This is a genomic window from Frigoriflavimonas asaccharolytica, assembly GCF_013294015.1.
Taxonomy (GTDB): Bacteria; Bacteroidota; Bacteroidia; order Flavobacteriales; family Weeksellaceae; genus Frigoriflavimonas; species Frigoriflavimonas asaccharolytica.
Genome location: NZ_JABSNO010000012.1, coordinates 1 through 25,402 on the forward strand (window position 1 = coordinate 1; position 25,402 = coordinate 25,402).

The 25,402-nt window shown below is 32.8% G+C and carries 22 protein-coding genes; 8 read left to right on the forward strand and 14 right to left on the reverse strand.

Annotated features, from left to right (window positions below; translation table 11 throughout):
• On the forward strand, nucleotides 1–384 hold a 384-nt coding region (locus HNQ03_RS08915; protein WP_226927476.1), incomplete at its 5' end, for a transposase.
• A 226-nt stretch (nucleotides 385–610) separates the two neighbouring features.
• Here HNQ03_RS08915 and HNQ03_RS08920 read toward each other — a convergent pair.
• From HNQ03_RS08920 to HNQ03_RS08970, 11 genes are all read right to left on the reverse strand, one after another.
• Nucleotides 611–1,102 carry a hypothetical protein gene (locus tag HNQ03_RS08920; protein WP_173779331.1) on the reverse strand — a complete coding sequence of 164 codons (492 nt, stop codon included), beginning with the start codon at nucleotides 1,100–1,102 and terminating at the stop codon, nucleotides 611–613.
• 369 nt (nucleotides 1,103–1,471) lie between these two features.
• Nucleotides 1,472–1,771, reverse strand: a complete 300-nt coding sequence (locus tag HNQ03_RS08925; RefSeq protein WP_173779332.1) for a type II toxin-antitoxin system RelE/ParE family toxin — start codon at nucleotides 1,769–1,771, stop codon at nucleotides 1,472–1,474.
• Nucleotides 1,759–1,983: a hypothetical protein gene (locus HNQ03_RS08930; protein WP_173779333.1), complete on the reverse strand. Its 225-nt coding sequence runs from the start codon at nucleotides 1,981–1,983 to the stop codon at nucleotides 1,759–1,761. The genes HNQ03_RS08925 and HNQ03_RS08930 overlap by 13 nt, the downstream gene beginning before the upstream one ends.
• Nucleotides 1,984–2,068: 85 nt before the next feature.
• The gene (locus HNQ03_RS08935) at nucleotides 2,069–3,250 is read right to left on the reverse strand and encodes an ATP-grasp domain-containing protein (protein WP_173779334.1); all 1,182 of its coding nucleotides are present in this window, start codon (nucleotides 3,248–3,250) and stop codon (nucleotides 2,069–2,071) included.
• Between the two features lie 255 nt (nucleotides 3,251–3,505).
• Complete coding sequence (locus HNQ03_RS08940; protein WP_173779335.1) at nucleotides 3,506–4,339, reverse strand: type 1 glutamine amidotransferase; 834 nt, start codon at nucleotides 4,337–4,339, stop codon at nucleotides 3,506–3,508.
• A gap of 46 nt (nucleotides 4,340–4,385) precedes the next feature.
• Complete coding sequence (locus HNQ03_RS08945; protein ID WP_173779336.1) at nucleotides 4,386–5,495, reverse strand: carboxylate-amine ligase; 1,110 nt, start codon at nucleotides 5,493–5,495, stop codon at nucleotides 4,386–4,388.
• Nucleotides 5,496–5,572: 77 nt separating this feature from the next.
• Nucleotides 5,573–6,529: an ATP-grasp domain-containing protein gene (locus tag HNQ03_RS08950; RefSeq protein ID WP_173779337.1), complete on the reverse strand. Its 957-nt coding sequence runs from the start codon at nucleotides 6,527–6,529 to the stop codon at nucleotides 5,573–5,575.
• A 167-nt stretch (nucleotides 6,530–6,696) separates the two neighbouring features.
• A complete protein-coding gene (locus HNQ03_RS08955; protein ID WP_173779338.1) occupies nucleotides 6,697–7,410 on the reverse strand; it encodes an alpha/beta hydrolase-fold protein in 714 nt (237 codons plus the stop codon).
• A 30-nt stretch (nucleotides 7,411–7,440) separates the two neighbouring features.
• Nucleotides 7,441–8,652, reverse strand: a complete 1,212-nt coding sequence (locus tag HNQ03_RS08960; RefSeq protein ID WP_173779339.1) for an ATP-grasp domain-containing protein — start codon at nucleotides 8,650–8,652, stop codon at nucleotides 7,441–7,443.
• Nucleotides 8,653–8,794: 142 nt separating this feature from the next.
• Complete coding sequence (locus HNQ03_RS08965) at nucleotides 8,795–10,219, reverse strand: leucyl aminopeptidase family protein (protein ID WP_173779340.1); 1,425 nt, start codon at nucleotides 10,217–10,219, stop codon at nucleotides 8,795–8,797.
• Nucleotides 10,220–10,232: 13 nt separating this feature from the next.
• Nucleotides 10,233–11,357: an alpha/beta hydrolase gene (locus HNQ03_RS08970; RefSeq protein WP_173779341.1), complete on the reverse strand. Its 1,125-nt coding sequence runs from the start codon at nucleotides 11,355–11,357 to the stop codon at nucleotides 10,233–10,235.
• Between the two features lie 187 nt (nucleotides 11,358–11,544).
• On the opposite strand from HNQ03_RS08970, the gene glgB reads away from it, so the two are divergent.
• From glgB to apaG, 7 genes are all read left to right on the forward strand, one after another.
• Nucleotides 11,545–13,794 carry a 1,4-alpha-glucan branching protein GlgB gene (gene glgB, locus HNQ03_RS08975; RefSeq protein WP_173779342.1) on the forward strand — a complete coding sequence of 750 codons (2,250 nt, stop codon included), beginning with the start codon at nucleotides 11,545–11,547 and terminating at the stop codon, nucleotides 13,792–13,794.
• A gap of 19 nt (nucleotides 13,795–13,813) precedes the next feature.
• Complete coding sequence (locus HNQ03_RS08980) at nucleotides 13,814–15,220, forward strand: glycogen synthase (RefSeq protein ID WP_173779343.1); 1,407 nt, start codon at nucleotides 13,814–13,816, stop codon at nucleotides 15,218–15,220.
• Between the two features lie 61 nt (nucleotides 15,221–15,281).
• Nucleotides 15,282–16,550, forward strand: coding sequence for a glucose-1-phosphate adenylyltransferase (locus HNQ03_RS08985; RefSeq protein WP_173779344.1), 1,269 nt, complete (start codon nucleotides 15,282–15,284; stop codon nucleotides 16,548–16,550).
• 77 nt (nucleotides 16,551–16,627) lie between these two features.
• Nucleotides 16,628–17,659 (forward strand): SRPBCC family protein, encoded by a 1,032-nt coding sequence (locus HNQ03_RS08990; protein ID WP_173779345.1) that lies wholly within the window; start codon nucleotides 16,628–16,630, stop codon nucleotides 17,657–17,659.
• A 111-nt stretch (nucleotides 17,660–17,770) separates the two neighbouring features.
• A complete protein-coding gene (locus tag HNQ03_RS08995) occupies nucleotides 17,771–20,581 on the forward strand; it encodes a 2-oxoglutarate dehydrogenase E1 component (protein ID WP_173779346.1) in 2,811 nt (936 codons plus the stop codon).
• A gap of 114 nt (nucleotides 20,582–20,695) precedes the next feature.
• Nucleotides 20,696–21,928, forward strand: coding sequence for a 2-oxoglutarate dehydrogenase complex dihydrolipoyllysine-residue succinyltransferase (odhB, locus tag HNQ03_RS09000; RefSeq protein ID WP_173779347.1), 1,233 nt, complete (start codon nucleotides 20,696–20,698; stop codon nucleotides 21,926–21,928).
• Between the two features lie 75 nt (nucleotides 21,929–22,003).
• Entirely contained in the window at nucleotides 22,004–22,390 is a 387-nt protein-coding gene (gene apaG / locus HNQ03_RS09005; RefSeq protein WP_173779348.1) for a Co2+/Mg2+ efflux protein ApaG, read from the forward strand.
• A 211-nt stretch (nucleotides 22,391–22,601) separates the two neighbouring features.
• On the opposite strand, the gene HNQ03_RS09010 is transcribed toward apaG, so the two are convergent.
• The 3 genes from HNQ03_RS09010 to HNQ03_RS09020 form a co-directional block, all read right to left on the reverse strand.
• The gene (locus tag HNQ03_RS09010) at nucleotides 22,602–23,669 is read right to left on the reverse strand and encodes a CNNM domain-containing protein (RefSeq protein WP_173779349.1); all 1,068 of its coding nucleotides are present in this window, start codon (nucleotides 23,667–23,669) and stop codon (nucleotides 22,602–22,604) included.
• Nucleotides 23,670–23,862: 193 nt separating this feature from the next.
• Nucleotides 23,863–24,282 (reverse strand): hypothetical protein, encoded by a 420-nt coding sequence (locus HNQ03_RS09015; RefSeq protein WP_173779350.1) that lies wholly within the window; start codon nucleotides 24,280–24,282, stop codon nucleotides 23,863–23,865.
• Nucleotides 24,283–24,439: 157 nt separating this feature from the next.
• On the reverse strand, nucleotides 24,440–25,390 hold the full coding sequence (locus HNQ03_RS09020; RefSeq protein ID WP_226927477.1) for a YARHG domain-containing protein: 951 nt from the start codon (nucleotides 25,388–25,390) through the stop codon (nucleotides 24,440–24,442).
• Between the last annotated feature and the right edge of the window lie 12 nt (nucleotides 25,391–25,402).

A 25,402-nucleotide genomic window follows, 5' to 3' on the forward strand; every position in this document is an offset into this window, starting at 1 on the left:
ACGAGTAGAAAAGGCGGAAGAGAGGTTGATAGAAGCGAATTTGCAGACGCAGTTTCCGAAAATAATGAACGCTACAAAGCCAACGCACAATTGTACCGAAAACGGCAAGAGATTAATGAGCATATTTTCGGTACAATCAAGCGACAATGGGGATATAACCACACAAATTTAACGGGATTGGAGAAAGTAAATGGCGAACACAGCTTGATCATGCTGGTCTACAACATCAAACGAGCGATGAATATTCTGGGCGTTCCGGAATTAATTGCGAAACTCAAAAACTGGAAGTCGCCTTACAAAGCGAAGTCTTGTTTTGTTCTTGAAACGACTTATTTTGAGCTTGTTTTCGGTTATGTAAAAAATACATTATCAATTGCAGCCTAAAAAACAGCGTGCTTAAAAACGCATTTATTGAGGTTTGAAAGGTTGATTAAATTGAATAATTAGGTGAAAATTGAGTTTTTTCACAGCCTGACGTTTGGCGGCTTGCAGAAGTGGCGAACTTCGTAACCGATTATTTTCGGCTAAGATAAAATTTCTTGCGAAAGATAAACGTGAATTTACCAAATATTTCGCCATTTTTGCAAACCGCTGTTACCGGCTGTCGCTCTCATTCAAACAAATATCCTTTAGAACCTCTTTTTAATTTTTTCAGATAGATTAACTTGTTTTCGATGATTTTTAAAGTATCGATATTCCAAATAGAATAGAGTTCTTCTTGGTTGCTATTCATCGTTCTTCCGTCAAATATTTTTCGATCTTTTGTGCTTCGATATTTTTCTGACAGAAATAAGCAGTTAGAATTATTAAAATAAGGTAAGTTGAAATTAAATATACTGTCAGTTAAAATTATTGAGTTTTGAATTCTATGATATTTTTTTTTGAATACAATTTTTCTATATTTTTCGTCAATATTTGTGCAAAAGAATTCATTAGTAATCTCCAAATCTTCAGTATCAATGATCTTAATTTCAAGTCTTCTGTTTTCAGTTTTTGCCGTGAATTTTTTCCCAATTAATTCATTAGTATTTGTCTTATTAGATGAACAAGAAAGTATCATCCAAAAACTAAAAAGATAGATGACTAATTTTTCCAAGTTCATTTTATGATGGTTTTTTTTTGCGATTGCCGGTAACTTGCATATATGTATCATAAAATGATACATATCCACCCAAATTTGTAGAGATATGTATCACAAAAGTGATACTTTATTTAAAAACAAATATAGTTTAAAATTCCGCAAGCTTTCAATAAAACTTCACCTTTTAGATTCATCATTCATTCATTCCACTTTGCTAATTACAACCTCGCGCTGTACAAAGTCTCCCGACTTTAAGTTACGTGCACAACTCACTAAAATTGCATTTATAGTTGAGGCATCCGTGCTTTCAGAAACAAGCACAAGAAACCAAGAAATCTATTTCTCAAGAAACCTAATAACAAAGAATTTTCCGAGTACATCTTTTAAATATTAAAATTTCAGATCTTTTGGATTCATTTTATTTCCCCAAAAAGTTAAAATCTCTATCACTTCATTTTTTAAACGATAATAAAGAGCAAAATTTGTCAAAATTAGAACTCTTCTCACTTCATTATTTGTATTTTCCACAATAATTCCGATGAGAGGATTTGCAATTAATAAAGATTCCATGTAGATAACTTCTTCAATAATCTTCTCTGAATAAGTTGAAGATTTATTGTTTTCAATCCAAAAATCCAGGTTTTTATAATATTGTTCCTCAGCTTCTGGTGTCCACTTTACCGTGAACATAGCAGTTTAGCTTTTTGATGCACAGATTCGCTATCTTTTAATTCTCCTTTATTTGCTTGCTCCAATCCTGTTCTTATAGATTCCATCTCCTCTATTGAAACAGAAACTTTTTGCTCAATATCTTTTCTTTCAAAAGAAACCTGCATCTTTTTTAGTAAATTTTCCAAAAATGTCTGCTCTTCGAAAGAATTGGTGTGTATTAGAATTGCCATAAATTGGTATTATATAATTAAATTATTAACAATTAAACTTACGAAATCTAAATTTAAATGATGAAATAAATATTATCATTTGCTATTACTTCTCAAAAAAACCGATAGAGCTCCCAATCCATATCGCATCTTTCTTGTTAAAATCTACATTCACCATTGCCACTTTCGTCATGCGCACAAGATTGTCCATCAGCGTTGGTGTAGCATCTTCCTCCTTCCAAAGGAAAAGCATACGGATCTCGGCTTTAGAATATTCACCATTCGTATCCAAAAATAAGGGCTCATAATGAACTTTTCTTTGTAGAATAAAATTTTCTTTATCCTCAATAGCATCAATAGTTTCCTGCGTAGGATCTAGATTTACCCCACTTCCTGCAAAAGAAAACAAAGGTTTCAATACAAAATTCTTCAAATCTTCTGTCGCAGGAAAATCGGGTACAAAATAACTCTTCGGTACAGAATCGTGCTCCAGCAGCGGCAATATATATTTAGAAATCTTAAAAAACCAATTCGGATGCGTGATCCATTTTACCTCCACATCTTCCCGAAAATCAAATTCGGTCACAAGATCTGGTATATTATCAATCTCATCAAAGATCACCCTATTATAAATTCTATGGATCGGAATTAATTTCCCCTCATTCTCATAAAACAATTTCTTACCCTGCTTTTTTACTTTCGTCAAACATACCGTTTTGATACCCAAATACTTTTCCGTCAACGCAAAATCTACAGCAGTTTTCTGTTTCTCTGGATAAATTTCTAACAAGATCACATTCTCAGGATTCTCTTCCCCAACAATCACATCCTTCAAAAATTGAATATACTGCGGCTTCGGCATAGAATTCCGAAGATCTTGCAAGAAAGGATACACCTCAGAAATCACCCCTTCATATTCCTCTTGAAAGGCATACAAAGTAGGGAAGGCTTGCAATTCTATCAGTTGAGGTACAATTTCGCCCGCTTCATTTTTACAAATTCCAAAATCTATCGCTAGAAAATGTGGTTTTGCATTATCATTCGGCACCTTACAATTTTCTGGAATGGCTTTCGCAAAAACCTCTTCAGGAATCTTTTTTATTTGTGCTACAATGGTTTCGCAAGCATCGTCTAGTTTATTCTTAAAATCTTTAGATAAAAAAATAGGACTCTCAGATAGTCGAAATCCTGCTTCTATACCAGCATTGTCTCTTATTTTATCTTGCGTCAATTGGTATTTTTCCTTAGAAAATTCTTCGTTGAATTGTTGTCTGTATTTTTGTATCATTCGGTAATAATATTAGTTTTTAATAAAGAAAAGGTTGAAAGAATTTTTAAGCATAAAGGGAACAAAAGCTAAAGAAGTTAAAACAAATTTAAAAGAGAAAATAAATATTTCATACTTATTTTATCCTAAAATTCATTCTATAAATTCAATAATAGTAATCTGCACTTCTCAATTTTTATTTACTTCAAAAATGGCGAATCTTCAATTTGTGCTTAGCATTTTAAATAAAGTTTGATAATGCTCTAAGTGTAGATTTTACGCAGGCACAGCATTATTTTTCATAATATTTTCTGTGGCATGCTGCAGAAATCTTGGTAAAATTTGCTGTTGTGTGAGTACTATTTTATCATCATCATTCAAGCGATCTACGGTTTGCAAAAATTTTTCTTTTCCGTATGCTTCTATCATGGCGTCTCTGTTCTTTTTTACCTCCAGATTTTTCATCATCCCTTCTGGATCAGCTTCTGGATGAAATTGTGTGCCAAAAATTTCTTTAGAAAATTTCACCGCCATCACCGCTCTATCTAAGTGTATGTGTGGTCGCATTTTCTCTAATGCCATGATCTCCATACCCAATTTTTCAAAACGTGCTTTGTTCGGTTCTACAAATTGATAAGCTCTAGAATCTACTGCATAGAAAGGTTCTGGTAAATTTTTTAATACAAAATCTTGCTCTCCTTCCACTGTTTTATGCATCGGCATTACCCCAAAAGAATAAGATTTTCTTTTGCAAATATTGCCTAATTTCCAATGGATACTCGCAATCTGAAAGGAATGACAGATAAGAAAAGCGAATTTTTTGTCTTCGTTTTCTATGTTGTGATTATAAAGGTCATTCAAAAATTTAGCGTAGGGTTTTTCCCACGGATGTCCTTGTTTGTGAGGTGTGCCTGGTCCACCAGAAGAGATGAAGATATCAAAATCTTTTACTTCTGGTATTTCATTTTTAAATCTTACATCAAATACGTGAATTTCTATATTCTCTTCCGCAATATTTTTATAATGCTCTGCAATTTCTTTTATGTTTCGCATTCCTTGGTTTGCCCTGTTATTGTTCATATCCAAGAGTGCAATGTTGATCGTCTTCATTTAATAATCTTTTAAGATGGCAAAATTACAAAAATTGAAATTAGACTTAAGATTCTGGTACCATTCCATATTCGGTTTCACTAATCATATAATCTACCACAGCTTTCAGATCGCCTGTTTCTTTCAATACCTGCAATTGTCTGTCTGCTCCAGTTCCGCGTTCCATGATGGTCCAAGCGTAATTGACCTCATCTCTGCAGTCCAATTCGTCTACCACATCATCTATAAAATCTAGAAGTTCTTTTAATAAATCTTTGTAGGGCACGCTTTCTTCTTTACCAAAATCTATCAGATGAGAATTGATACCATCTTTTGCAGCACGCCATTTATTTTCTTGCAACAATAATCTTCTATAACTTCGGAAGCTCAAATTTTGTTTGTGAAGCTTGTGAATTTTGGCAACCAAACATTGCATGATTGCAGCCAGACACACGGTTTCATCCAAACGCATGGGCATATCGCAAATTCTAAATTCTATGGTTGGATAGAAAGGATGTACACGAAGATCCCACCATATTTTTTTGGCATTATCTATCGTTCCTGTTTTCACCAATAGGTTTACATAATCATCAAATTCGCCAACACTACTAAAGTAACTCGGAATACCTGTTCTCGGAAATTTAACGAAAACTTGTTGTCTATAAGATTTAAAACCTGTATTTCTACCTACCCAAAACGGGGAATTTGTAGAGAGCGCAAATACATGCGGCAAGAAATAGCGCATGACATTTTGTATTTTCACACCTTCTTCTCTGCTTGGAATTCCAATATGAACATGCAAACCGAAAATTAAATTTCCTCTTGCAACATCTCCCATATCATCTACAATTTTTATGTAGCGTTCTCCTTGCGTAATGGAGTTTGTTTCCCAATTGGAAAACGGATGTGTGCCACCACCAGAAACGCGAAGGTTTTGATCGTGTGCAGTTTTGATGAGGTGCTTTCTAAGCATGGTTAATTCTGCTCGTGCTTCTTTGATGTTCCCACAAATACCAGTCTCCATTTCAATCATGGATTCGTGCATTTCATGCTTCAAATTTTCGCTGAGAACTGCTTTTCCACCTTCAATAATTTTGGATACATGCGACACCAAATCTCTCGTATCTTTATCAATAATTTGGTATTCTTCTTCTATCCCGATTGTAAATTTATGCATAAAAAATCATGATTATAAAGTTAAAGTAATTATTTAGCAATCAACATATATTATTGATTGCTAAACAATTATAAATGTTACTTAATTGTATTTTTAACGAAGCTTCCCCAAGAGATATTAGGTTTTCCTGGCTTGTATTCTTTGGCTTTTTCTATCGCAAATTTTGCAGCATGTTCTACCACCCAAGCAAAATTTTCTTCGCCCACAGATTTTAAATCTGCATCTGGTGCCGGATTACAAAAATCTATCGCGTAGGGAATTCCATCTTTTACTGCAAATTCTACGGTATTAAAATCATACCCTAAAGCTTCATTCATCTTAATGGTATAATCATGAATTGTTTTAAGAATATCTTTTAGCTGTTTTCCTTCATATTTAGATTCTGTTACGTATCTTAAATGATGAGGATTTCTTGGTTCGTAAGGCATAATGTGCACGTGTTTTTTGCCCAAACAATAAACTCTATAGTAATCTTCAAATACAATTTCTTCTTGCATCATCATTACCAATTCTCCAGTTTCTTCTAGTTTTTCCCAAAGTTCTTCGGCGTTTTCTACTCTGTAAACGCTTTTCCAACCACCGCCATCATGTGGTTTTATGTAAGCAGGAAATCCAACATAATTAAAGATATAATCCCAATCCTGCGGAAATTTCAAATTTCTAAAAGATGTTTCTGTCGTGTTTTCTGGCATTGCTTTAGAAGGCAGAAGCACAGTATTTGGCAAAGGAATTCCCAAAGTTTTCATCAAACAATTGTTGAAGAATTTTTCGTCTGCGCTCCACCAAAAGGGATTGTTCATCACGTATGTTCCCATCAAGGCTTCGTTTTTTAGATAAGCTCTGTAAAATGGAACGTCTTGTGAAATTCTATCGATTATTACTGCATATCCATAATCTCCTGCTTGCTCTAGTTTGTCTATTTGTACTGCTTCTGCAACTACATCTCCTTTTCCTAGTTCATTCACTTTATCTATGAAAGCCCATGGAAATGTGTCTTCCATTCCGAATAAAATTCCTACTTTTTTTGGTGCCATAAATTTTGATTTTTAATTTTTATATTTTTATATTATTTGTCTTTAATCAACTTTTTGATTTTTAATTTTGAACGCAGCGCGCGCAAAAGTTTTTTTTAAAAAATCCTTCGTCTTTGTCTCGTAGAGCCACTTCATGTAGCAAAGTTAATGCTGGTAGCAATATTTTTTTAAGAAAAAAATCTCCCCACAAACATTGGGAATACCATTCTCCAAAGTGGCCAATCGTGCCCGATCCATTGTCTTTCGTCATACCAATTGTTGATGCCTTTTGAATTTAAAATTTGAGCCATTTCTTTGGTTTGCTCTTTACAAATATCTTGGTCTGATGTGCTTAAAACAATATGCATGTGTTTATATTTCCAAGCTTCATCATTTTTCACAAATTCTCTCGGACAATTGAAATAAACCAATTCATCATCGTATCCATCCATAAAACTTCTGATCGTAAATGCGCCAGAAAGACAAAATAAATGTGAAAATAAATCTGGATATCTAAAAGCTAAATTGGATGCGTGATATCCACCAAAACTTGCTCCTGCAGCACCGATTCTATGTGTTTGATGCGCTTTTTGAAGATAAGGAATAAACTCCTGAATCATAAATTGCACCCATTTTTCGTAGTTTCTGATGCGATCTGCAGGATGTATATTCTTGTCGTACAAACTATATTTATCAATAGTTTGGATGTTGTATAATTTAATTTTCCCCTCATCTACCCATTGTTGCACGCTTTCGTTTAATTTAAAATCAAAATTTTGTGTGTAATCTCCTTTCGTGGTGGGAAACATGACGATAGGCATACCAAAATGTCCGGTAACTTCTACATCTAAACTCATCCCAAGAATGTGAGAATAAAAATTTGTGTGCTCTATTTGTGGCATATTTTATAGTTTTTTTGTTTTTAATTACTGTTAAGCAGTTGGTTTCATTTTGGGTGGCAAAATATTTAAAATATCTTGTGTAATTTTTACGGCAGCATCATCCAAACATTTTTGAATATTCTTTTCATCTTTATCTTTGTAAATGATGCCGATGTGATAATCTAAATCTAAAAATTGAGAGACATATTTGCATTCAAACTGTTTCGTATCTGGCTTTTGCTCTTTTGCTAATGCAATGATTAATCCCGCCGTAAAATCCGTAGAGTCTGCTAAAGAATATTTGGTCTTTTTTAATAAAGAATCTTCAATTTTTGCCCATTCTCTCCAAATATTAATTCCTGTAGAAGCTTCTACCAAATCTGGTATATGTGCACCGCCAACTCTGGAAGAAGTCTCTAAAAAGTACCATTTTCCATCTGCTTTTCCACGGATAAACTCTGTATGCGTAGCACCATAAACCAAACCAAATTTTGTTAAAACTTTTTTGTTAGCTTTTTCTAAGGCAATATATTCTTCAGAATTTTTTTCTAAGGTCTTTGTGCGAAAAACTCCACCTTCGTGCGAAACTTCCATCGGTGGCGAAAGATATCTGGAAGCAGAGGTGAAGATGATTTCTTTCTCAAAAACCAAACTATCTACATGATAAACATCTCCCGGTTTGAAAGATTCAAGTAAAAATTTGTGTCTTTCTTCGCCCAATTTTTCTATTGCAGGCCAAAGTTCTTCTACAGAATTTATTTTACTTATTCCACTTGCAGAAGCTTCAGATCTTGGTTTTAGAACCCATGGTGGAGGATTTTGAGCGGTAAATTCTTCTAATTTTGCATTATTAAAAATAGAAGAAAATTGCGGAACTTCAATTTCATTGTCCAAGGCCATTTGCCGCATTGCCAATTTATCTCTGAAGTAGCGATGCGTAGTTTGACCCATTCCAGGTATTCTAAAAGTTTCTCTAATAAGAGCTGCTTTTTCTACGTCATAATCGTCTAATGCGATTACTGCATCTATTCTGTTATCTTTCATCAAGTGGGAAAAACCTTGTACCAAATGATCTGTATTCCAAACAGAAGGCTCTAATTCTTGCATATAATAAACCTCGTCTATTGCATGCCATGGCCATTTTTTATCTTTTAAATTTTCTGATGTAATAAGTATAACTTTATTGCCTAGTTTTTTTATTTCATCCATAAATTCGTAGCCTTTGTAGTAACAAGAGATACAAACGAAAGTTTTTTCTGCCATATTCATCAATTTTATATAAATGTTGAATTATCAAAAAATTAAAATGATTTTTATTAAATAATTATTATCAATATTCTTAAATCTTTTTTAATGTGAAAATTCTATATCAATAATACAATGATTTTCTTTTAAAAACTAATTTTCAGCAATTTCTTTTAAGAAAATTTAACAAAAGTTGCACGCCATATCCAGTTGCGGCTTTTTCTTTCGCATAATTCACGTTTCCAAAGGCAACACCAGCAATATCTAAGTGTGCCCAGTTGGTATGTCCTTCTATAAATTGCTCTAAAAACTTACCAGCAATAATGCAATCTCCGATAGGTTTTAACGAAATATTTTTGAAATCCGCAACATCTGAGGAAATATCTTCTTTCCAAATATCCCACAATGGTAGATTCCATAATCTTTGGTTGGTCTCATTTCCGCAAGAAATTAATTCTTGTATCAATGCTTCGTTATTTCCCATCAAAGCGCCACAAGTATCGCCAAACATTCTCACGGAACTTCCCGTAAGTGTCGCCAAATCTATCATCACATCTGTTTTGTAATTTTTAGAAAGATACGATAGTCCGTCTGCAAGCGTCATTCTTCCTTCTGCATCTGTGTTCAAAACTTCGATTGTTTTTCCATTGTAGGCTTTTATCACGTCGCTTGGAAGATAGGCATCTCGAGAAACTGCATTATCCGTGATTGGCAATATTGCGATTAAATTTACAGCTAAATCCATCTCTTTTGCAGCTATTAAAGTACCGATAACGGCAGTTGCACCTCCCATGTCAGATTTCATATAGTGCATATTGTCTCCGCCCTTTATGGAAATCCCACCGGTATCAAAAAGGACACATTTACCAACCAATCCTATGGTTTTTAAATTTTTAGTGTTGTTTTGTGGTGTGTATTCTATAATTGTAAATGCTGCATCTTTTGCGCTACCTTGGTTTACACTTAGATAAGCTCCCAAACCTTTTTCTACACATTCTTCTCTGTTGAAAACGGTGTATTTAAAGCCTTTTTCGCTTGATAAATCTTTTAGAAAGCTGCTTATCAAATCCGCATTTTTAAGATTGGCAGGTTTGTTCAGCCATTCCATACAAGCAAATTGTCCGTTGCAAAGTGCGCTTGTATTTGCGGAAATCTTATTTAAAATTTCGGTAGAAAATTTATTGATATTTAATGAAAAGCCATCTTGCCAAAAGGTATGGTCTTTTTTCATCCCATATTGGTAAGTTCCTAGAAACAACCCATCAATTAGTGCTGAAAATAGATTTTCATTAATAAATTCTGCTTCGATTTTAGTTTCTACAGCCAAAAAATTTTTCTTTTTACTTTGAGAAAATTGATTCGCTATTTTTTGTATTTCGAATGGTTTTAAATCAGAATTTCCAACACCAATTAAATATTGAATTGAATTTTCTTCAGCATTTATATAGATTTCTTTTGCTTTTCCTTTAAAAAATTGCGCTATGTTTTTAGGGTAATTTTTCTGTTCTAAATTCCAACTTTCCTCTGTGAAAAAACTGAAAATTTGTTGAAAATTTGTCTCGTTTGTACTTGAAATTTTTATCATTATTTTTTTATTTTTAATCGTTTGCTTCGTAAATTTGTATAGGTGCGGTTTCAATCGGATTTTCACTATTGTCGTAGTAGAGCCATTCTACAGCTCGTGGAAATTCTTGCGACCAATAAAATTCGTTGTGTGTACCTTCCGGATTGATGTTTGTTTTGAACTCAAAAGAGAAAATATTTTGCTCATCCCATTTTACTAGTTGTTTTTCAAACATTTTAATTCTCTTCACCATTTTTGAGCCTTCTTTTTCGCCGCCATAGATGTATGCTTTAATTTTGTAAGGTTTGCGAAAACTCATCATCGGAAAATTATTGTTGGGTTCTATCCAAAGTGAGGGCGAAAAAATCATCAACTTACTGTAGACTTCTGGGTAGAGAAAACCACTATAAATACTGATTAAAGCGCCCAAAGAACTTCCGCCAATTCCTGTATTTTCTCTATCTTTTTTTGTTCTATAAACAGAATCTACATAAGGTTTCAAAGTATCTGTGATGAACCGAATATATTTTTTGCCTTCAGATCCGCTTGCAACCTTGTCATTATCAAATATGTATTCATTTATGCGGTCTTCGCTACCATGTTCTACGGCAATTACGATAACATCTCCACGAGAATATTCTGCAAGAATAGATAGCTTTTTGTCTATTTCCCAATTACCAAAAGGCGAACCTTCGTTAAATAAATTTTGAGCATCTTGTAAATATAAAACAGGATATCTTTTTTCAGAGCTGTAATAATCATACGGTAGAAGTGCCCAAATTTTGCGATACCTATCTAATTGTGGAATGTAAAAGTTTTCCGAAATAACTTCTACAACTGGATTGAATTCATCTTTAAATGGGCCCCAATTCAATCTCCATAATTCCACTACACTATCGCAAGATTTTTTGTTTTTTGCTATTTTTCTGTTGATGGTGATGTTTCCAAATCTATCTAGTTCCACATTTTCCCAACCAGCTTTTGTGAATTTAAATTCTATTTTTTCTGGCAATAAGTCGTCATCAATTTCGATACTATAACTCTCGTCGTTATTTTTTGTTAATTGAAATGCTGCGTCTTTTGGGTTCCACTTATTAAAATTTCCAGTGATATAAACGGGACGTTCATCTTGATCGATGGTTGTTAAATTAAAAATCATTACTATTTATTCGTCTGTTAGAAAGCACAATTTAAAAAATTTAATTCATTTTTCGGCGATAGTTTTTATAAATGATTGAATTGTTTATAATAACATTCTATTAATTCAAAATTAATTTTATTTAATTTCATTATTAAGGAAAAACGAATTATATTCGTACATTAGTTTCAATTCTAAACATAATTCAATGCAAAAAATTCAACCTTTCTCACTTTTTACAGAGGAAGATGTTTATCTTTTTCGGGAAGGCAAACATTACCGTTTATATGAAAAATTTGGATCTCATTCTGCGAAAGTAGATGGTATAGAGGGGATTTATTTTGCAGTTTGGGCACCAAACGCTGTGCAAGTTTCTGTAATTGGGGATTTTAATAATTGGCACTCCGAAGCGCATATTCTTTTTCCAAGATGGGACAAGAGTGGAATTTGGGAGGGTTTTATACCCAATTTAGTATGGGGAACTTTGTACAAATATGGCATTAGAACTACAAAAGCTGAACTTTTAGAAAAAAGTGATCCTTTTGGTTTAAGTTTTGAGCAAAATAGACAAGCAGCATCAATGGTTTCTACCAATTGGTTTGAGTGGAAAGATACCAATTGGATGGCAAATCGTTTCAAAAAAAATACGTTAAAAGCGCCACTTTCCGTTTATGAATTACATCTTGGCTCTTGGATGCGAGATCTAGCACTGCCAGAAGTATTTTTAAATTATAAAGAAATTGCAAAGAAATTAATTCCTTATATAAAGGAAATGGGATTCACGCATGTAGAATTTATGCCTGTAATGGAACATCCTTATGAACCAAGTTGGGGATATCAAATAACAGGATTTTTTGCTGCAAACTCACGTTTTGGATCGCCCCAAGATTTAATGTTTTTGATTGATGAATTGCATCAAAATGAAATTGGCGTATTTCTAGATTGGGTTCCTTCACATTTTCCGGGGGATGCCAATGGTTTGCATTATTTTGATGGTTCTTTTTTATATGAACATGAAGATCCAAGAAAAGGCTATCATCCAGAATGGAATTCTCATATCTTTAATTATGGAAGGCCGGAAGTAAAATCTTTTTTAATTTCGAACGCACTATTTTGGCTAGATAGATATCACGCAGACGGACTTCGAGTTGATGCTGTGACTTCCATGTTGCATCTAGACTATGCGAGAGAACAAGGACAATGGGAACCAAATATATTTGGTGGTAACGTGAACTTGGAAGCAGAAGAATTTTTAAAAGATTTTAATATTGCAGTATATAAAGAATTTCCAGATGTGATAACTATTGCTGAAGAAAGTTCGGATTTTCCAAATTTGACAAAACCCGTGCACGATGGTGGAGTTGGTTTTGGGATGAAGTGGATGATGGGATGGATGCACGACACGCTGAAATATTTTAAACAAGAAATAAACGATAGAAAATACCATCATCACAAATTGACTTTTGCATCCATGTATCAATTTAATGAAAATTACATGATGCCTCTTTCTCATGATGAAGTTGTGCACGGAAAAGCAAGTATGATCTATAAAATGCCAGGAGATGAATGGCAAAAGTTTGCAAATTTGCGCGCTTTGTATGTTTATATGTTCACAAATCCTGGCGCGAAATTGCTTTTTATGGGTAATGAATTTGGGCAAACAAATGAATGGAACTTCGCAGCTTCATTGAATTGGAATTTATTAGAACATCCTGTTCATAATGGTTTGCAATTATTAATAAAAGATTTAAACAAGCTATACAAAACAGAAACTGCACTATTTGAAAATCAATTTTCGCAAGATGGTTTTGAATGGGTGGAAGCCAATGATGAAGAGAAATCTACCTATGTCTACCTAAGAAAAGGGAATTCTGAAGATGATGTATTGATGATGGTTTTAAACCTAACATCAGAAGTTTTTGATTATAAAATAGGAGTTGATGAAAATACAACTTGGAATGTTATTCTCAATTCCGACGACAAAAAATATGCTGGTAGCGGGGTAGAGGCAGATTTATTTTTAGAAGAAAATGAGGAATGGATGAATCGAAAAAATTCTATTTCTTTAAAGCTACCACCACTTTGCGGTTTGGTTTTAAAAATGAAAAGAAAAGCACTACCAAAAAAAGTCGCTTCTAGAGTGCGAAAACCAGCCGCCGTAAAACCAGTAAAAAAAATTACAAAAAAAACAGATTCTATTTCTGGTGAAGTTGTGGATATAACTTCAGCATTAGTTGAAAAGCAAAAACCTGTAAGGAAAGCGACCATTACTAAAAAACCAGCGCTAAAAGTGCCTACAAAGCCTAGAACTTTGAAGTCGGAACCTATCGCAAAACCACTTACGAAAGCTCCCGCACTCAAAAATACAATCGCTGTTACTTCAAAATTAGTAGAAAAAAATGCAGCAACAACTTCAAAAAATTCTTCGACTGCCCAAAATGCTAAAAAGAAACTATAACCAAAAATTAAAGTAAAATATGAATATTTTTCACCTTTCTATGGAATGTTATCCTGTCGCGAAAGTGGGCGGTTTAGCAGATGTTGTAGGAGCATTGCCTAAATATCAAAATAAAATAAAAGGTATAAAAGCAAGTGTTGTAATGCCTTGGTATAATAAAAAATTCATTTACGAAAACGAATTTGAAACTGTTTTTGATGGTTTCATACATCAAGGTGAAGACATGCTGCAAGTGATAGTTTACAAAGAATTGAAAAGTACTTTGGGATTTGATTTGTATTTGGTGAAGATTCCAGGATTATTGGATCGTGAAAATCCTTATGGCTACAAAGACGAAAGTTATCAGTTTCTAGCTTTTCAACATGGTGTATTGCATTGGTTGAGTGCGATGCAGATTCGTCCAGATGTTTTGCATTGTCATGATTATCATACAGGATTAGTCCCATTCATGATACAGAATTGCCCCTCTTTTGAATTTTTGAAAGGTGTAAAAACTATTGGTACCATACATAATGGAGAATATCAAGGACAAATGCGTTGGGATATGGCTAAATATATGCCGTGGTTTGATAGCTATCAATGGGGACTTTTAGATTGGGACGGGTACATCAACCCATTAGCAGCAATGATGAAATGTTGCTCGGCTTTCAATGCTGTTTCTCAAGGATATATGGATGAACTCTACCAAAATCTACGAGGTTTGGAAAGTTTGGTACAAGCTGAACATGCGAAAGCATTTGGAATAATTAATGGAATAGATACAGAAGTTTGGGATCCGGAAACAGACGCTTACCTGGAGCATCATTACACAGTAAAAACAGCGGGTGAAGGAAAATTTAAAAATAAAAAGGCAATATGTGAAGAATATAATTTGAACCCAGATTTACCTTTGGTAGGTTTTATCGGCAGATTTGCAGGTGAAAAAGGAGCAGATCTATTGCCAGATATCGTTTGGAAAAGCATCCAACAAACTTATGGAGCATTAAATATTATCATTCTCGGTAGTGGAGAAACGCATGTAGAAAATAGATTGTTAGAATTAAATTATACGTACACAAATTTAGGATTAGAATTAGGATATAGAGAACCGCTTTCTCATCAAATATATGCAGGCGCAGATTTTTTGATAATGCCATCTCGTGTAGAACCTTGTGGATTAAACCAAATGTATGCAATGCGATATGGAACCGTGCCAATTGTAAGATATATTGGTGGTTTGAAGGATACTGTAGAAGATATCTCTACTGGTGGCGCAGGAATTTTGTTTAATGATGCAACTGTAGATGATGCTGTAAATGCAATCCATCGCGCTCTAAGTATTTACCATCATCCAGGTTTGATGGATGAATTAATAAATAGTAACATGAATTTTAATTTTTCTTGGGTAAAATCTGCTGAAAATTATGTAAATTTATATCAACAATAATTTAATACCTTGTTCAATAATTAATGAATCAAGAAATAAACATTTAAATAAACTAAAATATATGAGAGCCAACGTAATTTCTATAGTTTTAGGTGGAGGTAAAGGAAGCAGACTTTTTCCACTCACATATTCTCGATCAAAACCAGCAGTTCCTATTGCAGGTAAATATAGATTGGTAGACATTCCAATTTCCAATTGTTTGAATGCAGGATATAATAAAATTATGGTATTGACGCAGTACAACTCTGCATCCTTAAATTCACACATAAAAAATGCCTATCATTTTGATATTTTCAGCAAAGGATTTGTAGATATTCTTGCAGCAGAGCAAAATGTAGGTAACGATAAATGGTACCAAGGTACAGCAGATGCAGTTCGCCAATCCATGAAACATCTGGAAAAATATGATTACGATTATGTTTTAATTCTTTCTGGTGATCAGTTATATCAGATGGATTATAGAGAATTGATTGATTTTCATCAAAAAAATAATGGAGATGTAACGATTGCAACCATACCCGTAAATGCAAAAGATGCTACAGGATTTGGAATTTTAAAATCTGATGATGCAAATGTAATCACATCATTTATAGAAAAGCCAGATGCAGTAGAATTACAAAATTGGAAATCCGAAACCTCTGAAAAAAGCAAAGCAAATGGCAAGGATTATCTTGCATCCATGGGGATTTATGTATTCAGTAAATCTGTATTGGAGAAGATGTTTGAAGAAGATCCAGGAGACGATTTTGGTGGAGAATTAATACCAAATGGTATCGATAAATATAAGACATTAAGTTTTCAATTTGATGGATATTGGACAGACATCGGTACTATAGAATCTTTCTACGAAGCAAACCTAGACCTTTGCCAAGATTTTCCGAAATTTAATTTATTCAGCAGTTCGCCCATATTCACAAGAGCAAGAATGCTTCCTCCTTCAAAAGTAAACGGATCTTATGTGAAAAATGCTGTTTTTGGAGAAGGATGTATTATAATGGCGGATAAAATAGAAAATTCTATTATAGGAAATAGAACGAGGATAGATAAAGGAACAACAATTGTAAATTCCTATATAATGGGTGCAGATTATTATCAAAAAACACAATCCATAGTAGATAATGATAAAGCCGGAAAACCAAATATGGGAATTGGAAAATATTGCTACATAGATAAAGCGATTATAGACAAGAACTGTTACATTGGAAATGATGTAAAAATAATAGGCGGTAAGCATCTCCCAGATGGTGATTTTGAAAATTATTCTATAAAAGATGGTATCGTAGTAGTGCAAAAAGGAGCTACTATCAAGCCTGGAACAGTTATTAGTTAAATAATTTATTTTTCCAAAGAATTTAGAGTAGTCAAAAATATATTGGCTACTCTTCTTTTTTATTTTAATTTTGCAGAATGCGTTGGTTCAAATTTTCTATAATTTTCTTGTTGCTAATTTTGGGAGTATATACAGCTTCTATGTATATTTTTGTGAAAAAAAATTCCACAATCAAAGTTGAGCGAGATATCAATTATGGCATAGATAAAGTCTATCCACAATTTAATAATCTGCAAAAATTTTCTCGCTGGAATAGTTTTTTTTCAGAATCTAAAACATTTTTTACAGAATATTATCAACCTTATGAAGGCAATGGAAGTTCTATGAGCTTTTCAGATGATTCGCACAGCGGAGAGCTTCAAATTTCATATGAAAACCCACTTAGAACGTTAAAGTACCAACTGTATCAAGATAAAAATGCAACACCTACAAATATTACCGTAAAGTTTTTACCAGTTTCTACAGAAAAAACAAAAATAATTTGGACTGTTTTCACCCCAGAAAAGTCTGTTTTAGAGCGGTACTCAAATCTATGGTCAGATTCTGATTTTGTAGAAATTGTAGACAAAAGCATGACGAACCTAAAAACAGTTTTAAGCAATAAGATTGATAAAGAAGAACTACTTAAAGATATTAAATTTGATAGTTTGATGGTTGAAAACCTGAATGAGCAATTACTTCTTGGCGTAAACGTTACTACTTCTAATAAAAGTGATGCACTGTACAAAAATATTTTGCTGAATTATTCCAAAGTTACGAACTTCATTACCAACGATCTCAATAAAAAAGAAGACGAATTTGGTTTTCCAGTACTTATAACAACTGCTACAAACTTCAAAGACAAAGAATTATCTTATTATTTAGGTTTTCCCCTGTCAAAAAAAGTGACTATCACAGATAATAATTTTAATTTTAAAGAAATAAAAGCCTCAAAAGCATTTACAATTTACTACAAAGGAAACTATGCAAATAGGGTAAGAGCAATACAAACACTGTTGCAAAAAGCAAAAAGTGAATCATTAGATTACAGCGAAATGCAGCAAGTCTTTCTAGAAACTCCGACAGCAGACAGAGATGTTTTGATGAAATTTTCTCTGCCATTAAGATAATACATTCTCTTAGTACTTTTTTTGCTCAAAAAACAATGCAATAATCGGTTTTTTTTAGTAATTTTGATTTTTACTTTTTTTCAATAAATAAACACAGATAACCTGTAAATAATGGATAGATTTTCATTCTTAAACGCTGCACATTCCCAATTAATAGAGGATTTATATCAACAATACACGAAGTTTCCAGATTCTTTGGAGCCATCTTGGAAAGCCTTTTTTCAAGGTTTTGATTTCGCATTAGAAAATTATGGGGAAACTGAAGATGAAAATCCGGTTTCTAACGCTAATTCTAACCCTATTCAAAGTAAATTTGCATCTATAGCTGAAGGTGAAGTTTCTGAAGAAGTTAAAAATGAATTTCGTGTCGTTAACTTAATAGAAGCATATAGAATTCGTGGACATTTGTTTACCAAAACAAATCCTGTAAGAGATAGAAGACACTATGAACCATCTTTGGCAATAGAAAATTTTGGACTTACACAAGCAGATTTAACAAAAAAATTCAACAGTTCTATTTCTATAGGAATGAACGAAGCTGCTACCTTGAAAGAGATAGTAGATTATTTAGAATTGATATATTGTGATTCTATAGGATTAGAATATATGTACATCAACGATGTAGAAGAAAAAAAATGGATTCGCAATTGGATTCAAACCAATGAAAATCATGCTGTACTTTCCTCAGACGAGAAAACGGAGATTTTACTTAAGTTAAATCAAGCTGTAGCTTTTGAAAATTATTTGCATACAAAATTTGTAGGTCAGAAAAGATTTTCTTTGGAAGGTGGAGAATCTTTGATTCCTGCATTAGATCAACTAATATCTAGATCTTCCAAAAATGGAGTAGATGAGGTAGTTTTGGGTATGGCGCATAGAGGAAGATTGAATGTATTAACAAATATATTTGGAAAATCATACAAACAAATTTTCTCAGAATTTGAAGGAAAAGAATTCGAAGAAGACGTATTTTCTGGAGACGTAAAATATCATTTAGGTTCTAGTAAGGTGATAAAATCTGCTTCTGGCGAAGAAGTTTCGATACACTTAACGCCAAATCCTTCGCATCTAGAAACTGTTGCAGCTTTGGTAGAAGGTATTTGCCGCGCAAAGGTAGATATCAAATTTAATGGAGACTACAAAAAAGTATTACCAATAATCATCCATGGTGATGGAGCCATTGCAGGGCAAGGTATTGTTTATGAAGTTGCACAAATGATGATTTTGGACGGCTACAAAACCGGTGGAACAGTGCACATTGTTGTGAATAATCAAGTTTCATTTACCACAAATTATCTAGATGCAAGATCATCTATATATTGTACAGATATTGCAAAAGTAACATCTTCACCAGTGATGCACGTAAATGCAGATGATGTGGAAGCCGTTGTTCACGCAATTAATTTTGCTGCGGATTTCCGAGCTGAGTTTGGTAAAGACGTTTATATAGATTTATTAGGCTATAGAAAGTATGGTCATAATGAAGGTGATGAACCTAGATTTACACAACCAAATTTGTATAAATTAATTTCTAAACATGCAAATCCTAGAGAAATTTACAAAGAAAAATTAATCGATGAAAAAGTTGTTTCTGATGAGGTTTTAGAAAAAATGGAAACTGATTTTAAAGCACTTTTGGATGATAATTTTGATGCTTCTAAAGAAATCGAGAAAAACACGATGGATGTCTTCATGAAAGAAGATTGGGAAGACTATCCACTTGGTGAAAAAGGATCTTTGCAGAAAGCTGTAGATACAACTTTTGATATTACAGAATTAAAAAAATTGGCATTAGAGATTTCAACTTTGCCAAAAGACAAAAATTTTCTAAAGAAAATCACTAGATTGTTTGAAAATCGTGTAAAAATGATTGAAGGAAATTCTTTGGATTGGGCTTTAGGAGAATTGCTTTCTTATGCAACATTATTAAATGAAGGTTTCAACGTAAGGATTTCTGGTGAAGATGTAGAAAGAGGAACATTTTCACACCGTCACGCTGTTTTAAAAACCGAAGATACAGAAGAAGAATACGTTCCATTAAGACAAATTACAGATCAAAAGTTCGATATATATAATTCTCATCTTTCAGAGTATGGAGTTTTAGGTTTTGATTATGGATATTCTATCGTTACACCAAAAACTTTAACTGTTTGGGAAGCTCAATTTGGAGATTTCGTAAACGGAGCTCAAATCGTGATAGATCAGTATTTGGTAGCAGCAGAAGAAAAATGGAAAATGCAAAGTGGTATGGTAATGCTTTTGCCACACGGTTCTGAAGGACAAGGTGCAGAGCATTCTTCGGCAAGATTAGAGCGTTTGCTTACGCTTTGTGCAAATGAAAATATGGTAGTTGCCAATATTACTTCGCCAGCAAATTTCTTCCATTTAATGAGAAGACAAATGAAATGGAAATTTAGAAAACCTTTGTGCGTAATGTCTCCAAAATCTCTTTTAAGACATCCAAAAGTGGTTTCTAAATTGGAAGATTTTGCAACAGGAAGTTTTCAACCTATATTAGATGATCCTACTGCAGATCCTGCAAAAGTAAAAAGACTCGTTCTTTGCAGCGGAAAAATATATTTTGAGCTTCTAGAAAGACAAGAAAAATTGAACGATGATACAATTGCGATTGTAAGATTAGAGCAGATTTATCCTTTAAATACAGATGGAATTTCCAAAATATTAGATAAATATAATGCAAGAACATCTTTTGTTTGGGCGCAAGAAGAGCCAGAAAACATGGGTGCTTGGAGTTATATCTTACGTAATTTCCGAGAAACAAATATTGAAGTAATTTCTCCGGTACAAAGTGCAACACCTGCACCAGGAAGTCACAAAATGTTTGAAAGAATACAATGTGGAATTATGAATAGAGTTTTTGGCACAGAAGAAGCACCAGAAGCAAGACCTGTAACGGTGTAAATGGTGTAAAGCTAAAGTAAAATGTTTAAAGTGAATCGTTAGATTTTGAAAGATTAAAAAAAAATCAAATTCATCGATATCTTATTAGAATTTAAAATAAAAAAAATACAAGACATGTCAATATTAGAAATGAAAGTTCCTTCTCCAGGAGAGTCTATTACAGAAGTAGAAATCGCTTCTTGGTTGGTAAGTGATGGGGATTACGTGAAAAAAGATCAACCAATTGCAGAAGTAGATTCTGATAAAGCAACTTTAGAATTGCCAGCAGAAGAAAGTGGAATTATTACTTTAAAAGCTGAGGAAGGAGATGTAGTACAAGTAGGGCAAGTAGTTTGTTTAATAGATATGTCTGCAGAAAAACCTACTGACGCTCCAAAAGAAGAAGCTACAAAGGAAGAACCAAAACAAGAAGCTGCAAAAGTAGAAACACCAAAAGCTGAAGTAGCAAAACCAACCAGTTATGCTAGTGGAACTCCTTCTCCTGCGGCTAAAAAAATATTAGACGAAAAAGGTGTAGATCCTTCTCAAATTACTGGAAGCGGTAAAGATGGCAGAATAACCAAAGATGATGCACATACTGCAAAAGTAGCTGCAATGGGATCTGCTAATCTAACTACAGGAGCGAGAGGCAGCAGTACTTCCAAACTATCTATGTTGAGAAGAAAAGTGGCACAAAGATTAGTTTCTGTGAAAAACGAAACCGCAATGCTGACTACTTTTAATGAAGTAGATATGTCTGAAATTTTCAGAATTAGAAAAGAATTTAAAGATGAATTTTCTCAAAAACATGGAGTAGGATTAGGATTCATGTCATTCTTTACAAAAGCTGTAACCAGAGCATTGCAAATGTATCCAGATGTAAACGCATCTTTGGATGGTGACTATAAAATAAATTATGATTTCTGTGATATTTCAATTGCTGTTTCAGGTCCAAAAGGATTGATGGTTCCAGTAATTAGAAATGCGGAAAATATGAGTTTCCGTGGAGTAGAAGCAGAAGTAAAAAATCTTGCTGAGAAAGCGAGAGATGGAAGAATTACAATAGACGAAATGACGGGTGGAACCTTCACTGTAACTAATGGTGGTGTTTTCGGGTCTATGCTTTCTACGCCAATTATCAATCCACCGCAATCTGCAATTCTGGGTATGCACAACATTATCCAAAGACCTGTAGCTGTTGATGGGCAAGTGGTTATTCGTCCGATGATGTATTTAGCCATGTCTTATGATCATAGAATTATCGATGGTAGAGAATCTGTAGGATTTTTGGTAGCCATCAAAGAAGCAATTGATAATCCTTTGGAATTATTAATGAATGGTGATGCTAGAAAAGCATTAGAATTATAGAATATATCTATCAAATATAGAATCCCGCTTTTGAAAAAAGGCGGGATTTTTGTATTAAATTTCTAAATTAAAATTATGGTTTCCAAAATCACTTCCGAAATTCAAGTTTCAGTTCAACCAGAATACGATATAAGAAACAGTTTTCCTTCAGAGAATCGATTTGTTTTTAAGTACAATATTTCCATAGAAAATTTGGGAAATACTCCTATCCAAATTTTAAAAAGAAAATGGTTGATTTATGATTTAGGCTTTGGCTTTACAGAAGTAATCGGTGATGGTGTGATTGGATTGAAACCAGAAATAAAATTTGGCGAGAAATTTAATTATTTTTCTAATGTACAGGTTCGCTCTGGAGTCGGACACATGAGCGGATTTTACTTGGTAAAAGATCTTTTGACAGATGCTACTTTTGAGATAGAAATACCTCGCTTTTCTTTAATGAGTGAAGTTTTAAGTAACTAAGTAAAATTATTTAATAAACCAGTTACAAATTTTCAACACTAGGAAATATCTCCGAATTTCACAATTTTTATTTTTATAATTAATTTGATATTTTAGAAAATATTTTAAACAATATGAAATCCTTTTTCTACAAACTCGTATTTACTGAAAACCTTTATTTCGACTAATTTTTTAGTATAATCATTTTTGTAATATTAATTTACACAAAAACCTAGTTATTTATACCCATTTTTTTTGCCCGAATTTCCCAATTTTTTCTTGCATGAACTTGCATATCTTCTACAGAATCTATCTCGTCCATAATTTCTAAACCAAGCAAAGTTTCTATGATATCTTCCATCGTGACGATGCCAATTGTATTTCCAAATTCGTCTACAACTTGAGCGATATGAACCCTATCTTTGATGAAAATCTCAAATAATTCTGGTATTGGTCTTTCAGAATTTACAACACTCATATTTCTCCTGATGTCTAGTAATTTCTTTTCGCCTTCATTATTAATAATAGATTCCAAAATTTCATCTCTTAGAACAAAACCCGTAATATTGGTCATTTTATTTTCGTAGACAGGAATTCTTGAAAATCTAATGTTTTTATGAATTTCTTGAAACTTATTCATAGTCATTATTTCACTTTCAGCCGTTACAACTGTGAAAGGAGTCATTACATCTTTGGCTTTTACAGATTTGAAAACCAATAGATTTTTAATAACAGTAGTTTCATTTTCTTCAAATACGCCTTCTTGTTCTGCAGCATTGGTCATCGCAAGAAATTCCTCACGGCTCATTGCATTCACGTGTGCAGAACTTCCAACTGCTTTGGTTACAAACATCAGTAGCCACAATATTCCTGTGTATTTTAATGGAAAAATAATTACTTTTAAAAATGTAGCCGTAAATGGTCCTAATTTTTCCCAATATGTAGCGCCAATGGTTTTAGGAATAATCTCTGAAAGTATTAAAATAAGAAAGGTCATCACACCAGAAACAATTCCTACAATGTTGACACCTAGAATGTTGATATCGTACTCCAGACTTTCGGCTTGTACACCAACCAAAATTGCACCAACAGTATGCGCGATAGTATTGATGGTTAAAATTGAAATTAAAGGTTTATCTATATCCTTTTTATAATTGGCAATAGTTGTTGCATAAGCGTGACCTTCTTGCTTTTTAATCCGAATAAAATTGGGTGTAAAACTTAATAGAGCGGCCTCCAAAATAGAACATAGGAAAGAAAAAAAAATTGAAAGTACAGCGTAAATTATTAATAAAGTCATAGATTATTTTTTTACAAGTTAAAAAAAATCGATAAGAAAGTTGAGGAAATTTTGAATAGAAATCAAAAAAAAAATTTAAAATTTAAATTAGTTAATGCTAAACGATTTACCATTACCAAAACTACGTGTAAGAAACATAAATTGACATTGTATCATTTCTAAAATACCACTTTTAGTTCTCTCAACATTTTCACTACTTTATTTTCTTAATCAATTTTTCAAATTTTTTGGATTTAAAAACAATTTTAGGTTTGTGTTTCCCATCAAATAAAACCATAGCATTTCGTTTTGGTAATTTTGATATTTCTAAATAATATGTTTTATCATTTAAATTGAATTTTAAATCTTTTGCGTTAGTTCTTCCGATGTAAAAAATATCAGTTGCTGGTCCGTAATTATTGTAAAGTTTGTTAGTTGTGTTTTTAAATTTAATGCTTTCAATTTGTGATGTGTTTATTTTTTCATTTTCCACAAAATAGACAGTTTTGTTGGGTGCTGTAACTTCAAACCCAAATTTCGTTTTCTTGCCAGCTTCAACATTTTCTATAAATCTAGAATTGCAAGAAGTAAGACTTAATATAATTAATGTACTAATTAGTGTCAATTTTTTCATTCTAAATATTCCTGTTTGTAAATTTACGTTCAAATTTCTGTATTGCCGAAATAGAAAGTAGTATTTATAAAATTTTGTTCCATGCCATTATCCACATATAAATAAAGTCCAATTGGGAAAATAAAAAATGCTAAAAATATATCTATTAGCAGAAGTTTTATTTCCATTTTTCCATCCAATGCTTTTCATCATCTGTCAATATTTCTATATTGGCTTCGTAGTTTGGATTTGGAATATACCATTCCATTTCTGTGTAAAAATCGTTCAATTCTTTATTTTTAAAAATGTACCCACGCCTTGCAAAAGGTAGATTTCTCAATATTTTTCTTTGCAGATTGTTTTGTGGCTCGTTAATATTATCTATTTGATGATATGAAAAAGGAATGTATGATAAATTTTCGATACCTATATAATTTTGAGAATACAGTCGTAAATCACCATCAATCTTAAAATTTTTTTTCTGAAAAATAAGATTTCCTTTTTGTAAATGAAATTTTAATGCGTCTTTTTCTATAAATGAATTTTTTACACCAATTACGTTTTCTGTTTTTCCTATACCATTTACTAACCAGTCATTCGCTGATTTAAAAAATGATTTGTCTATAGAGAATGTTTCAAATTCTCCCATATCAATAATTAGCGTAAAATCATCTATTTGCTTATTAGACCAACGATTTGCAGCAGTTAGAACATATTCAAAATCGTAATTGTAATCAATTGAACCAGATAAATCGTAATTGTAGGTATGTTTTATAATGTTAAGTCCTTTTTTAAAATTAGCTTCAAAATGATAAACATAATAAAAATCAACATAATTACCGCTTTTGTTCCCTTCAAATTTCTCAAAATCCAACGATTTTATTTTTCCTTTTTTGTTATATAATGAATCCGAAACGTAGGCTACATTATACTTTAAAATTGTATTATTCAGTTCTACCGTAAAATCTCGCATATATGGATGATGCCCGTTTTTGGGTGCGCCATCAACATCTCCTTGTGGCGAAAATGCCTCAAAACCAACGGTTATTTTTTTGTCTTCATTCGGATTGAAAAATTCATAATAGACTGTTACTTCTATAAATTGATTTCTAATTTTCTTGAGTGTCAAAATTTCTTTTTT

Bases quoted from the DNA above. Each gene is read 5' to 3' on its own strand.
- HNQ03_RS08920 (WP_173779331.1), bottom strand. From the start codon at position 1,102: ATGAACTTGGAAAAATTAGTCATCTATCTTTTTAGTTTTTGGATGATA.
- HNQ03_RS08925 (WP_173779332.1), bottom strand. From the start codon at position 1,771: ATGTTCACGGTAAAGTGGACACCAGAAGCTGAGGAACAATATTATAAA.
- HNQ03_RS08930 (WP_173779333.1), bottom strand. From the start codon at position 1,983: ATGGCAATTCTAATACACACCAATTCTTTCGAAGAGCAGACATTTTTG.
- HNQ03_RS08935 (WP_173779334.1), bottom strand. From the start codon at position 3,250: ATGATACAAAAATACAGACAACAATTCAACGAAGAATTTTCTAAGGAA.
- HNQ03_RS08940 (WP_173779335.1), bottom strand. From the start codon at position 4,339: ATGAAGACGATCAACATTGCACTCTTGGATATGAACAATAACAGGGCA.
- HNQ03_RS08945 (WP_173779336.1), bottom strand. From the start codon at position 5,495: ATGCATAAATTTACAATCGGGATAGAAGAAGAATACCAAATTATTGAT.
- HNQ03_RS08950 (WP_173779337.1), bottom strand. From the start codon at position 6,529: ATGGCACCAAAAAAAGTAGGAATTTTATTCGGAATGGAAGACACATTT.
- HNQ03_RS08955 (WP_173779338.1), bottom strand. From the start codon at position 7,410: ATGCCACAAATAGAGCACACAAATTTTTATTCTCACATTCTTGGGATG.
- HNQ03_RS08960 (WP_173779339.1), bottom strand. From the start codon at position 8,652: ATGGCAGAAAAAACTTTCGTTTGTATCTCTTGTTACTACAAAGGCTAC.
- HNQ03_RS08965 (WP_173779340.1), bottom strand. From the start codon at position 10,219: ATGATAAAAATTTCAAGTACAAACGAGACAAATTTTCAACAAATTTTC.
- HNQ03_RS08970 (WP_173779341.1), bottom strand. From the start codon at position 11,357: ATGATTTTTAATTTAACAACCATCGATCAAGATGAACGTCCCGTTTAT.
- glgB (WP_173779342.1), top strand. From the start codon at position 11,545: ATGCAAAAAATTCAACCTTTCTCACTTTTTACAGAGGAAGATGTTTAT.
- HNQ03_RS08980 (WP_173779343.1), top strand. From the start codon at position 13,814: ATGAATATTTTTCACCTTTCTATGGAATGTTATCCTGTCGCGAAAGTG.
- HNQ03_RS08985 (WP_173779344.1), top strand. From the start codon at position 15,282: ATGAGAGCCAACGTAATTTCTATAGTTTTAGGTGGAGGTAAAGGAAGC.
- HNQ03_RS08990 (WP_173779345.1), top strand. From the start codon at position 16,628: ATGCGTTGGTTCAAATTTTCTATAATTTTCTTGTTGCTAATTTTGGGA.
- HNQ03_RS08995 (WP_173779346.1), top strand. From the start codon at position 17,771: ATGGATAGATTTTCATTCTTAAACGCTGCACATTCCCAATTAATAGAG.
- odhB (WP_173779347.1), top strand. From the start codon at position 20,696: ATGTCAATATTAGAAATGAAAGTTCCTTCTCCAGGAGAGTCTATTACA.
- apaG (WP_173779348.1), top strand. From the start codon at position 22,004: ATGGTTTCCAAAATCACTTCCGAAATTCAAGTTTCAGTTCAACCAGAA.
- HNQ03_RS09010 (WP_173779349.1), bottom strand. From the start codon at position 23,669: ATGACTTTATTAATAATTTACGCTGTACTTTCAATTTTTTTTTCTTTC.
- HNQ03_RS09015 (WP_173779350.1), bottom strand. From the start codon at position 24,282: ATGAAAAAATTGACACTAATTAGTACATTAATTATATTAAGTCTTACT.